Raw genomic sequence first — 11,743 nt, 5'->3', positions numbered from 1 at the left:
AGTTACGGCGGCCATAGCGGTAGGGAAACGCCCGGTCCCATTCCGAACCCGGAAGCTAAGCCTGCCAGCGCCGATGGTACTGCACTCGACAGGGTGTGGGAGAGTAGGACACCGCCGGAACATCCTTCACGAAAGGCCCTCGACACAGTCGGGGGCCTTTCGGCATTCCACAGGTGATTACCTTCCCTGCCGACTCGTGCTCAGCGCGGTCGTCAATTCAGTCGCCGCACTACGCGTCGCGTCAATGAAATCCGCACGTTCCGCTCGGGTGGTCGCGGAGCGCAACGGTCCCAGCTGTACTTCATAGGCCGCGGTGCCGCTGGCGTCGAAAACCGGCGCCGCGAGATAACTCAGCGGCAGTATCTCCTCCGAATCCAGCTCGGCCCGGGTGAAAGGTCGCGAGGTGAGCGCGGCCAGCTGGCGAAGTGCCCGAGTGCGCAAATGCGGTCGCAGCAGTTCGGATCCCACCGCGCCGAGCAGATCGGCGAGCAGATCGACCATCCCCGCGTCGTCGGCGCGCGGCCGGAAGACGGCCACCCCGCGGTCGCGGACCAGCGCGAGCAGCGCACCGGCCATCCGTTGATCCGCTTCGGTGGCAGTGCGCAGCCAGGTGTTCTGCTCACTCGCGGGCCGCCACGGCATCACGCTGGCCCCTGCCGGGAACTGGAGCGGAATGCGCTGTCCCACCGGTATTCCGGGAACGACGCGGTCCACGCCGTGCCGCACGTCGAGCACGGTGAGCCGGTCGGGTTCGATCCGGCTGAACGTGGCGCCGTACCCGGTCCGCGCGGCGAGACCGGCGAGGAGGTCGCCGACGCCGTGCGGGAGGGCGGCACCGTGCAGCCCGGCCAGTGCGGGCCCGATCCCGTAGCCGCGCGCCGGGTCGCGGGCCACCCAACCGGCCGCGTCCAGCTCGGCCAGGATCGCGGTCGCCGTCGCGCGGGCGATGCCGAGGCGCTCGGCGATGCCCGCGACGCTTATCGGCTCCCCGGAGGTGGCCAGTAGCGACACGATGTCGACGACGCGACGCGTCGGTGGCGAGGCGGATCGGTCCGGCATGACGGCAACCCCTTGTCCCGGCTCGGGCGAACGACTTACGATGACGAATATCTAAACACAGCATGTCGAATATTCGTCACCGGCGGTAGGGAGCGCGAATGATTCTGGATCGGTTCCGGATCGACGGTCAGGTGGCCGTAGTCACCGGTGCGGGCCGTGGGCTGGGTGCGGCGATCGCGGTCGCGTTCGCGGAGGCGGGCGCGGACGTGGTGATCGCCGCGCGGACCGAGAGCCAGCTCCACGAGGTGGCCGAGCGGGTCGCCGCCGCGGGGCGGCAGGCCCACGTGGTGCCCGCGGACCTGAGCGACATCGATGCGACGGCGGCCCTCGCCGCGTCGGCCGTCGAACGCTTCGGGCGGCTGGACATCGTGGTCAACAACGTGGGCGGCGCACTGCCGTGCCCGCTGCTGGACACGACGCCGGAGGCGCTGGCGCAGGCATTCGATTTCAATGTCGTCAATGCGCATGCTCTGGTCAGGGCCGCCGTGCCGCGCATCCTCGAAACCGCGGGGGGCGGTTCGATTCTCAATATCACCTCCACGATGGGGCGGCTGCCCGGGCGAGCGTTCGCGGCATACGGCACCGCGAAGGCCGCCCTCGCTCACTACACCAAGCTCGCCGCGCTCGACCTCAACCCTCGCATCCGGGTGAACGCGATCGCGCCCGGCTCCATCCTGACCTCCGCGTTGGAGATCGTGGCGAGCAACGACGCCATGCGTACCGAATTGGAGACCAAGACGCCGCTGCATCGCATCGGCGAACCCGAAGACATCGCCGCTGCCGCGCTCTACCTGGTGTCGCCCGCGGGGCAGTACCTCACGGGCAAGATCTTGGAGCCCGACGGCGGCTTGATCATCCCGAACCTCGACCTCCCGATCCCGGATCTGTGACATGACATATCGCGTAGTGCAATGGGGCACCGGCAATGTGGGCAAGCATGCCCTGGCCGGCGTGATCGCCCATCCCGAACTGGAATTGACCGGCGTGTGGGTATCCGGTCCCGCCAAGAGCGGCACGGACGCGGGCACGCTCGCGGGACTCGACCATCCGGTCGGCGTCACCGCGACGACCGACGCCGACGCGTTGCTCGCGTCGCGCCCCGACTGCGTCGTCTACTGCTCGATGACCGACAACCGGCTGTTGGAGGCCGTGCAGGATCTGCAACGCATCCTGGCCGCCGGAATCAACGTCGTCGCTTGCGCACCGGTGTTCTTCCAATATCCCTATGGTGTGCTGCCGGATGAACTGTTGAAGCCGGTGCAGGAGGCCGCCGCGCACGGTAAAGCGTCACTGTGGGTGAACGGAATCGACCCCGGTTTCGCCAACGACCTGCTCCCGCTCGCCCTCGCGGGGACTTGTCTGCGCGTCGACCAGGTGCGCTGCCTGGAGATCGTGGATTACGCCAGCTACGACAACCGGGCGGTGATGTTCGACATCATGGGTTTCGGCAAGCCCGTCGACGAGATCCCCATGCTGTTGCAGCCCGGCGTGCTGTCGCTCGCCTGGGGCGGCACGGTCCGGCAGCTCGCGGCCGGGATCGGAGTCACCCTCGACGCCGTCACGCAGTCCTACGAGCGTGTTCCGGCGCCGGAGTCGTTCGACATCGCCACCGGGCACATCGCCGAGGGGACCGCGGCGGCATTGCGTTTCGAAGTGCGGGGCATGGTCGGGGACGAACCGGTCACGGTGCTCGAGCACGTGACTCGGCTGCGTCCGGACCTGTGTCCGGACTGGCCGCAGCCGGCGCACCCGGAGGGCTCCTACCGGGTCGAGATCACGGGCGAGCCCGATTACGCGCTGGACCTGGTGACCTCGAGCCGCAACGGGGACCACAACTACGCGACCGTCCTGGCGACGGGCCTGCGCATCGTCAATGCTGTCCCCGCCGTGGTCGCCGCCCCCGCAGGCATCCTCACCGCACTCGATCTACCGCTGATCACGGCTCCCGCGCACCGCCCTGGTCGGTAATCGACAGCGCGGTTCACGGGGCGCGCGGAGATTCTTCGGCCCGACTCGATCACTGACCGATCGGGCGGGCCAGCGGCCCTTGCGATATTCGGGCGCGCAGCATGGATCGCACCCAATCCACGTTCTCGGCCGACCGATGGGTAGGCCCACGCGTATGGGCGGCGGATCACCCGGCCCGTAGGGCGGACAGGGCCCGTTCGACGTCGTCGGCGCTGTTGTAGAGGTGGAAGGCAAACCGCAGGCCGCCCCCACGCGCCGAGGCGATCACCTCCGCCTGCTCGAGCCGGGGCGCCAGTCCCCCCGCGCCCGGGACGGAGACGATCGGCGAGCGGGCTGCCACGGGCTCGTAGCCCAAATCACGCAGGCCGCTGCGGAAGGTATCGGCGAGTCCGAGATCGTGCGCGCCGATCTTGTCGACGGAGAGTTCCTCGATCAGCGACAGTCCGGCCAGCGCCGCCACGACACCGAGCCAATCGGGGGTGGTGTCGAACCGCCGTGCCGTCGCGGGCAGTGCGACCGGGCGGTAGAGCTCGGCCCAGCGGTCCGCGGCGGCGTACCAGCTGGAGCCGACCGGACGCAGCTGCGGGACGAGGTCGGGCGGGGTGGCGAGGAACGCGACGCTGCGCGCGCCGATCAGCCATTTGAAGCTGGCGCAGACCCAGTAATCCGCGTCGGCGAAGCGCAGTGGCAGCCAGCCCGCGGCCTGGGTGGCGTCCACGAGCAGACGCGCGCCGTTGGCTCGGGTAACCGCGCGCAGCTCGGCCAGATCGGTGACGCGGCCGTCCGCCGACTGGACCACGCTCACGGCCACCAGCGCGGTCTCCGGCCGCACCTGCGCGGCCAGTTCCGAAAGGGGGACGAAGCGCACGACGAGGTCGTCCCGGTACACGAAAGGCATGGAGACGGAAGAGAATTCGCCTTCCGGAAGCAGGACCTCCGCGCCGGACGGCAGTGCGGTGGCCACGGGGGCGATGAGGCCGGCGACACCACTGCCGAGCGCGATGTCGTCGGCGGTCGCGCCGTGCAGCAGCCGGGCGAATCCGGCCCGCAGGTCGGGCGCCAGTCGATCCACCTCGGAGGTCGGCGCACCGCGGCCGGACGCCCAGCTCGCGCTCGCGTCGCGCACCGCGGCCAGGGCGCGAGCGGAGGGCAGGCCGAAGGAAGCGGTGTTCAGATAGGTGGTCTCGGGAGCGTATTCGTCAGGCGCTAGGGAGGGCATGGTCGCAGCATCCGCCGCCGGGCGCCGGGTCGTCCAGCGCCACCTGGGCGATAGTGGACCGATTCATCGCCCAGGGCCGGTCACGTCTCCGGCGCCCACATATTCGACAGCAGCTGGAAGCTGGGCGTGTCCGTCAGCGACTGCATGGATTCGTAGATGCGGCGGTAGCTGGTGGAGGTGATGCGCCATTTGCCGTCGGCGTCGCGGCGGTAGGCGTCGGTGTAGTAACCGGCTCCCCGGATCAGCACCCCGTATTCGGTGGCGATCACGGTGTCCTCGAACGCCCAGGAACCGGTGGCCGTTTCGCCCTCGATGCCGATCTCGGGATGGTTGGCGATGTGCACCGAGACGACCGAGGGGCCGAGGTTCTCCCGCATGAACGCGGTGATGGCGTCGCGGCCGTCCAGATGCAGCGGCTCGCCCATGGCGTGGGTGCCGTAGCGTCCTTTCGCCGTCACGGCGAGGGTGTCGGCGAACTCGTCCCAGTCTTTGAGATCGAGGCTCCGGAAGTAGCGGTACTTCAGCTGGCGGACGGCTTCGATGGCGTCGAGATCCATCCGTCGAGCCTGTCACGCGCGGCTGCCTCGGACAAGAACGTGTTCTATTACAGGCCCGGGGTGTCGAACCGCCTCGACCGGGTAACCGGAGAACGGGCGCTTTCGTGCACCACGACAGCGTCCTGGGTACCGATCTCGTCACGACCAGGGGAACCTTGCGATGACCGACCGTCCTGCCATCCACGACCACAACCAGCAAACCCCCCTCGACCAGGAACTCGCCCTCAAAGCGGCGGCACAGCGCTTGGAGGACGAATTCGACGGCGTCGCCAGCGAGGCCGCGATCGAGGATCACCTGCACACGTCGTACGACCGTTTCGCCGACCACGCCACCGTGGTGAACTACTTGCCGCTGCTTGCCGAGCGGTACACCCGCGAGTGGCTGTTCACCCTCGCCGATTCCGCGTCCGGGTCCGCCTGACGGCCGGGCCGGGTTCGCCACCTGCGAATACAGTTACCGCCGACGCGTGGGCCGCACACCGTCCCCGCGCGTTCGGCGGTGGCGGCGTCGAAATGATCAATGAACTACCCCTGTACGCGTGGGAACCACCGCGGTACGCGGGGATTGCTTCTAAGCTCTACGCGAGCATGCGTGGAGGTTGGCAATGACGGTCGAGGTGACGACCGATCCCGAGTCCGGGGAGTGTTGGACCGGGGCGGCAGCACGGCCGGGTCAGCCGCCGGTGTCGATGATCGAGCGGATGACGCTGATCCTGGATGCCTTCGACGGCGTGACGCCGACGCTGACCCTCGTCGAACTCGCCGCGCGCACCGGGTTGCCGCGGTCCACCGTGCACCGCATCCTCGACCAGCTGATCCGGCTGCGCTGGCTCGCGCACGCTCCGGGCGGCTACCGGCTCGGTCTGCGCACGCTCGAGCTGGGCGGGCTCGCCGCCGAGCACAACGAGATCCGGGACGCGGTGAGCCCGCTGCTGCACGACCTGTGCCAGCAGATCGGCATGGTCGGTCACCTCGGCGTTCTGGACGGGCGCGACGTGCTGTACCTGGACAAGGTCGGTGGCCGGTGCGCGGCCACCGTGCCCACCCGGCTCGGCGGCCGGATGCCCGCCCACAGCACGGCACTGGGCAAGGCGCTGCTGGCCACGCTGGAACCGAGCGTCGTGGAGGCCTCCTTCCGGGATCGCCTGCCGCAGTTGACCCCGCGAACCCTCGCCGACCGCGCCGAGTTGCATCGCGAACTCGGTCGCATTCGCAACCGCCAGGGTGTCGCCGTGGACAACGAGGAGTCGATGACGGGCATCGCCTGTGTGGCCGTGCCGATCCGCGGTCGCGGCGCCGCGGTGGCCGCCGTGTCGCTGTCTAGCCGGATCGGAGCCGATCGAGCGGTGCCGGACACGGCGCGGCTGGCCCGCGCGCTGGCCGAGGTGGCGCAGGAGGCGGGCCGGAACCTCTTCCCTCGGCACGCGCGCAGGCATTGACGGCGCCGGTCGGGGCAGCGGTGGGCCACAGCCGCGCCGAATCATTTCCGATCGGCCGCTGCCCGCGCGGGGCGGATCCGCCGAAAGTAGCCGGATGCTTGCTGAATTGCGGTTTTTCACAGTGAAGAATTTTCGTTCGCGGTGCACCCGAGCCGCGGGGCTGCTTTCCTGGTCGAGTCAGGATGGACAGTCCGCGAGCAGGCGAGCCGGAGTCGGGGAAGCGATGCACCGGGTACCGATCCATGAGCGGCCATCTCGTTCCGAATGGCTGTGGTTCGCGGCGGGCGTGCTGGCCACCGTCGCGGTGGGCGTCTGGCTGGTGCGGCCGTCGGCGCCGACCTGCGGCGCAGCCGCCGCGCTGAACGAGGCGTCCTCGCCGTCGCGATACCCGGTGAGCGCCAGAACTTTCGCGCCGCTCGGGCCGGAAAGGTCCGCCGAGGCGCGCTATTACCGGTTCGGCAAGCAGGTGTCGTGTTCCTTCCGAGAGCTGCCGCCGGACGGCTACTATGCCGGGCTGTCCACCTCCGACTACGGTCGCGCCGACCTCTGCGGTGCGTATCTCGACATCCAGGGGCCGCGCGGGTCGGTCCGGGCGCTGGTGGTCGACCACTGCCCGGCATGCGCGGGGGAAGAATTGAATCTGAGCGCGGCCGCGTTCGAGCGGATCGCCGATCCGGACGACGGGGTGGCGCCGGTGCGCTACCGCTTGGTCCGCGACCCGCAGCCGGTGCAGGAGCTGACCTACGAGGTGAAGCCGGACTCCTCCACATCCTGGTTCGGCATCCTGTTCGACGGCACCGGAAATCCCTTGCTGGAGGCGGCTGTCCGCCCTGCGGCAGGCGGGCCGTGGCGACAGCTCACCCGGCGGGCCGACAACTACTGGACCGTTTCCGGCGCAGGGGCGGGACCATTCACGGCGCGCGTGACGGACGTCTTCGGCAACGAGGCCGAGATCACCGACGTCACGGTGCGGCCGGGGCGGTACGTGGCCGGTACCCGGCTCTATTCGGGCGCGCCCTCGTTCACGTCGTTGGCGCCGTCCCTGGCCACCTCGACGGAGCCGGACACGGCCGCGTCGAGGTGCAGGCCATAGCGCTCAGGCGAGTTTCGCGGCGAGCGCTCGCCCGGCAGCCCGGCCCGAGAAGATGCACCCGCCGAGGAAAGTGCCTTCCAGCGCGTTGTACCCGTGCACGCCACCGCCGCCGAATCCGGCCACCTCGCCCGCGGCGTACAGGCCGGGGAACGCGGTGCCGTCCGGCCGGATCACCTGGGAATCCAGGTCGGTCTGCAAACCGCCCAGGGTCTTGCGGGTGAGGATGTTCAACCGCACGGCGATCAGCGGACCGGCGGCCGGGTCGAGAATCCGGTGTGGTTTGGCGACCCGGCCCGCTTTGTCGCCGATGTACCGACGTGCGTTGTCGATCGCCATCAGCTGGCTGTCCTTGCTGTACTTGTTCCCCAGTTCCCGGTCCCTGGCGACGATCTGGCGTTCCAGGTCGTCGTAGTCGAGCTGGGGACCGCGCGCGATCTTGTTCATGCCCTCGACCAGTTCACGCAGCGTGTCCGCGACGACGAAGTCGACACCGTGCTGTTTGAACGCCTCGACCGGACCGGGCGCGCCCTTGGCGACCCGGCTCTTCAGGGTGAGCTTGAGATCCTTGCCGGTGATGTCCGGGTTCTGCTCGGAGCCCGACAGCGCGAACTCCTTCTCGATGATCGACTGGGTGAGCACGAACCAGGAGTAGTCGTAGCCGGTCTTCAGGATCGCCTTCATCGTCGTGTTGGTGTCGAATCCGGGAAAGCACGGCGCGGGCAGCCGTTTTCCGTTCGCGTCGAACCACAGCGAGGACGGACCGGGGATGATCCGGATGGCGTGGTCGGGCCAGATCGGATCCCAGTTGACGATGCCCTCGGTGTAGTGCCACATGCGGTCCCGGTTGACGATCGCGCCGCCCGCCGTCTCGGTGATGCCGAGCATCCGGCCGTCGACGTGCGCGGGCACGCCGGAGATCAGCGTCTTCGGGCACGGGCCGAGTCGTTCGGTGGGCCAGTTGCGCCGGATCATGTCGTGGTTGTGGCCGATCCCGCCGGACGCCACGATCACGGCCTTGGCGCGGAATTCGAACTCGCCGACGGCGGTACGGGAGGAGGCGCGGCCACGGTCGAGATCGGTGTCCTCGAGCACGGTGCCGCGCACGCCGACGACGGCGTCGTCCACCACGATCAATTCGTCCACTCTATGGCGGAAACCGAAACGAACCAGACCGCGCCGCTCGCCCTCGAGCACCGGCTCGGCGAAAACCCGGACCACTTCGGGGCCGGTGCCCCAGGTGAGGTGGAAACGCGGCACCGAATTGCCGTGCCCGTCGGCCCGGTCGCCGCCGCGTTCGGCCCACCCGACCAGCGGGGTCACGCGCAGGCCGAGCGCGCGCAGATAGTCCCGCTTCTCGGTGGCCGCGAAGCGCACGTACGCCTGCGCCCACTGCCTGGCCCACTTGTCCTCGTCGTCGCGGTCGAACCCGGCCGAGCCGAGCCAGTCCTGCAGGGCGAGATCGTAGGAGTCCTTGATGCCGAGGCGGCGCTGCTCCGGACTGTCGACGAAGAACAGCCCGCCCAGCGACCAAAACGCCTGACCGCCCAGGTTGTTGCGGTTCTCCTGGTCCAGCACGTGCACCGTGCGACCCGCCTTGACCAGCTCGTGCGTGGCGACCAGGCCGGCCAGCCCGGCGCCGATGACGAGGACGTCCGCCTCCGGCGAAACCTCGGGGCTGCTGTGGGACATGTTCATCCTTCGGTTGCGGTGCTGTAGGCCAGCACGACGTGGTGGAAGAGTTCGGTGCGCCGCTCGCGCACGGCGCGGCTGCCGGGCTCCATCAGGACCTGCACGCTGGTGCCGTCGTGCACGGCGATGAGCGCTTGGCCGAACGCCTCGGGGTCCGGCACGGTGCGGCCGCCGCGCGCGAGCGCGGCGACGATGGTGGGCATGAGCGCCGCCACGATGGCCTCCTCCCGGGCGGCCATCACCCGGCGCAGCGCGGGGGTGCGCAGGGCGTGCGCGGTGAATTCGGCGGTGATCCGGTACCAGCCCTCGTCGACCGGGACCGCGCGCTCCAGTCGCTCGACGGCCGTGCGCACGTCATCGGTCCCCTCGGCGGCGATGTCGTCGAGGATCGCGCTCGCCTGGATGAGCATCGCCGACGAGCGCTGCTCCCACATGGCGAGGAACAACTCGTCCAGCGAGCTGAAATTCGAGTAGAACGCCCCGCGGGTGAATCCGGCGCGTTCACACACCCGCTCCACGGTGGCCCGCCCGAAGCCCTCTTCGGCGAACGCCTCGTAGGCGGCCTTCAACAGCCGGTTCCTGGTCTCGGCGCGGCGGCGGGTGACCCGGGCGGGCGCGGCCTGCACGGCGTCGGACGTCATCGGGCACCTCCTCGCCTCGGTCTCGACCGATCATCGGATACACAAATGTACTGGATACAGAAACGTATCAGACGTTGTCGCCCACCGCGGCCGAATGCGCCGAGTAGCCTGAATCGGGCGCACTCGGCGCGGCCGGGCCGCCCCATCCGTGTCGTTTCGATCGGTGCGAGGTGATCCGGCGATGAGCGAGGCATTCGGCGGTACGACTTCGATGCGGTGCTGGCGGGTGCGCAGGCCGGGCCCGATCGAGGGCGGCCCGTTGCACGCGGAGCGCGCGCCGCTGCCGGAACCCGGTCCAGGGGACCTGATGGTGCGTGTCCTCGCCTGCGGCGTATGCCGGACCGACTTGCATGTCGCCGAGGGCGATCTTCCGGTACATCGCGCCGGAGTGGTGCCAGGGCACGAGGTGGTCGGCGAGGTCGTCGCGGTCGGGCAAGCGGTGCGGCGGGAGGGTTTCGCGGTCGGGGACAGGGTGGGCATCGCCTGGCTGCGCCACACGTGCGGGGAGTGCGAATTCTGCCTGCGCGGGGCGGAGAATCTCTGTCCGCGTTCGGCCTACACAGGCTGGGACGCCGACGGCGGGTACGCCGAATTCGCCTGCGTGCCGGCGGGATACGCGCTGCGCCTGCCCGCCGGTTACACCGATGCCGACACCGCTCCGCTGCTGTGCGCGGGCATCATCGGATACCGGGCGCTGCGGCGGGCCGACGTGCCGCCGGGCGGGCGGCTCGGCATCTACGGCTTCGGCGGCAGCGCCCACATCGCCGCTCAGGTAGCCGTCGCGCAGGGCGCGGAGGTCCATGTGATGACCCGCGATCCCGCCGCGCGGGAACTCGCGTCCGCGCTCGGGGCCGCGTCGGTGCGGGGCGCGGCGGATCCGCCTCCGGTGCCGCTGGATTCGGCGATCCTGTTCGCACCGGTCGGCGCACTGGTTCCGCCTGCCATGGCGGCGCTCGATCGGGGCGGGGTCCTCGCCGTCGCCGGCATCCATCTCAGCGATATTCCCGCGTTGAATTACCAGCGGCATCTTTTCCAGGAGAAGGAGATTCGCTCGGTGACCGCGAATACCCGGGCGGACGCGCGTGAATTCCTGGCTTTCGCGAGCGAACACCGGATACATCTGACCACGCACGGGTACTCCCTGGACATGGCCGATCGGGCGCTGGTCGATCTCGCGCACGGTCGATTCACCGGCGCAGCGGTTCTCGTACCGTAGGCGCCCGCAGAACACGATTCGGCGCTGACTCCGTATCGGTCGGATGGAGTTCCTTGACGGCCCCGGGAGCCGTTCTTACCTTCGCGGATATAGCCGAGTAATTGTCACTGACAAGTGTCGATCGGCTGTCTCACAACGGCGTGAGTAGGTGAGTACGATGGCCAACCGGAAGGTAATTCATTTCGAGAAGTGGCGTGTGGTAAGGGCGTTCGCCGTGCTACTGCTCGTCGCGGGATTCGGGGCGGCGACGGGATTGCAGGCATGGGCGACGTCCTGTGCGGCGGTCGATGTCGTCGTCGCGAGAGGCACCCACGAACCCGGGTATCTGGGCTCGGTGGTGGGCGACCCGCTCTATGACCAGTTGTGGCAAGCGCTTCCGATCGACGCGCAGGCGTACCGGGTGGACTACCCGGCCGACCTGCTCGATCCGGCCTCGATCAGCCGCGGCACCCAGGACATGACCGCCCATCTGATGTGGCAAGCGGCGCGGTGCCCGCACCAGCGGTTCATCCTGGTCGGCTTCTCCCAAGGGGCGGTCGTCACCCACGGAGTGCTCGGCACTGGCATCGCGACCGCGTTCGGCGGCATCCGCTCGCTGCCCGCGGACCTGGAATCCCGGGTGGCCGCGGTGCTGCTGTTCGGCGATCCGATCCGGTTGCTCGGCTGGAATGTGCCGGACCGCTTCGCCTGGCGGACCGGAAACTACTGCGCCAATGGTGATCCGGTGTGCGAGGGCGGCATCCGTCCCGCCGCACACACCGATTACCGGTGGGCCATGTGGCCGGCCGTCGAGTTCACGGTGTACCGGGTGTGACATCGCGGAACCAGGAATCCGCGCGGTGGGGCCGACCCGTGGTCGGCC

The 11,743-nt window shown here is 69.3% G+C and carries 12 protein-coding genes and 1 rRNA gene; 8 read left to right on the top strand and 5 right to left on the bottom strand.

The window, feature by feature from the left end; genetic code table 11:
- Positions 1-3: 3 nt before the first annotated feature.
- A 5S ribosomal RNA gene (gene rrf, locus HOV91_RS23785) occupies positions 4-120 on the top strand.
- Between the two features lie 57 nt (positions 121-177).
- Here rrf and HOV91_RS23780 read toward each other — a convergent pair.
- On the bottom strand, positions 178-1,059 hold the full coding sequence (locus tag HOV91_RS23780; RefSeq protein ID WP_174187613.1) for a helix-turn-helix domain-containing protein: 882 nt from the start codon (positions 1,057-1,059) through the stop codon (positions 178-180).
- Between the two features lie 98 nt (positions 1,060-1,157).
- Here HOV91_RS23780 and HOV91_RS23775 point away from each other — a divergent pair, with 98 nt between their 5' ends.
- Positions 1,158-1,949, top strand: coding sequence for an SDR family oxidoreductase (locus HOV91_RS23775; RefSeq protein ID WP_174187612.1), 792 nt, complete (start codon positions 1,158-1,160; stop codon positions 1,947-1,949).
- 1 nt (position 1,950) lies between these two features.
- The gene (locus HOV91_RS23770) at positions 1,951-3,027 is read left to right on the top strand and encodes an NAD(P)H-dependent amine dehydrogenase family protein (RefSeq protein WP_174187611.1); all 1,077 of its coding nucleotides are present in this window, start codon (positions 1,951-1,953) and stop codon (positions 3,025-3,027) included.
- A 166-nt stretch (positions 3,028-3,193) separates the two neighbouring features.
- Here the strand turns inward: HOV91_RS23770 and HOV91_RS23765 are convergent, their stop codons facing one another.
- A complete protein-coding gene (locus HOV91_RS23765) occupies positions 3,194-4,246 on the bottom strand; it encodes an aminotransferase class V-fold PLP-dependent enzyme (protein ID WP_174187610.1) in 1,053 nt (350 codons plus the stop codon).
- Between the two features lie 80 nt (positions 4,247-4,326).
- The gene (locus HOV91_RS23760; protein ID WP_174187609.1) at positions 4,327-4,803 is read right to left on the bottom strand and encodes a nuclear transport factor 2 family protein; all 477 of its coding nucleotides are present in this window, start codon (positions 4,801-4,803) and stop codon (positions 4,327-4,329) included.
- A 160-nt stretch (positions 4,804-4,963) separates the two neighbouring features.
- On the opposite strand from HOV91_RS23760, the gene HOV91_RS23755 reads away from it, so the two are divergent.
- The 3 genes from HOV91_RS23755 to HOV91_RS23745 all read left to right on the top strand — a co-directional run bounded on the left by HOV91_RS23755 (position 4,964) and on the right by HOV91_RS23745 (position 7,335).
- Complete coding sequence (locus HOV91_RS23755) at positions 4,964-5,224, top strand: three-helix bundle dimerization domain-containing protein (RefSeq protein ID WP_174187608.1); 261 nt, start codon at positions 4,964-4,966, stop codon at positions 5,222-5,224.
- Between the two features lie 184 nt (positions 5,225-5,408).
- Positions 5,409-6,242: an IclR family transcriptional regulator gene (locus HOV91_RS23750; protein ID WP_174187607.1), complete on the top strand. Its 834-nt coding sequence runs from the start codon at positions 5,409-5,411 to the stop codon at positions 6,240-6,242.
- A gap of 223 nt (positions 6,243-6,465) precedes the next feature.
- Complete coding sequence (locus HOV91_RS23745; RefSeq protein ID WP_174187606.1) at positions 6,466-7,335, top strand: expansin EXLX1 family cellulose-binding protein; 870 nt, start codon at positions 6,466-6,468, stop codon at positions 7,333-7,335.
- A gap of 3 nt (positions 7,336-7,338) precedes the next feature.
- On the opposite strand, the gene HOV91_RS23740 is transcribed toward HOV91_RS23745, so the two are convergent.
- Positions 7,339-9,030 (bottom strand): FAD-binding dehydrogenase, encoded by a 1,692-nt coding sequence (locus tag HOV91_RS23740; RefSeq protein ID WP_174187605.1) that lies wholly within the window; start codon positions 9,028-9,030, stop codon positions 7,339-7,341.
- Positions 9,027-9,665 (bottom strand): TetR/AcrR family transcriptional regulator, encoded by a 639-nt coding sequence (locus HOV91_RS23735; RefSeq protein ID WP_174187604.1) that lies wholly within the window; start codon positions 9,663-9,665, stop codon positions 9,027-9,029. Before HOV91_RS23735 ends, HOV91_RS23740 begins: the two co-directional genes overlap by 4 nt.
- A gap of 211 nt (positions 9,666-9,876) precedes the next feature.
- Between HOV91_RS23735 and HOV91_RS23730 the strand changes: the two genes are divergently transcribed.
- Positions 9,877-10,881: a zinc-binding alcohol dehydrogenase family protein gene (locus tag HOV91_RS23730; protein WP_174187616.1), complete on the top strand. Its 1,005-nt coding sequence runs from the start codon at positions 9,877-9,879 to the stop codon at positions 10,879-10,881.
- A 157-nt stretch (positions 10,882-11,038) separates the two neighbouring features.
- On the top strand, positions 11,039-11,695 hold the full coding sequence (locus tag HOV91_RS23725; protein WP_174187603.1) for a cutinase family protein: 657 nt from the start codon (positions 11,039-11,041) through the stop codon (positions 11,693-11,695).
- Positions 11,696-11,743: the final 48 nt, after the last annotated feature.

Origin of the sequence: Nocardia barduliensis, from assembly GCF_013315795.1 — a bacterium.
In the GTDB taxonomy this organism is placed as follows: domain Bacteria; phylum Actinomycetota; class Actinomycetes; order Mycobacteriales; family Mycobacteriaceae; genus Nocardia; species Nocardia barduliensis.
This window is presented reverse-complemented; position numbering and strand designations above follow the sequence as displayed.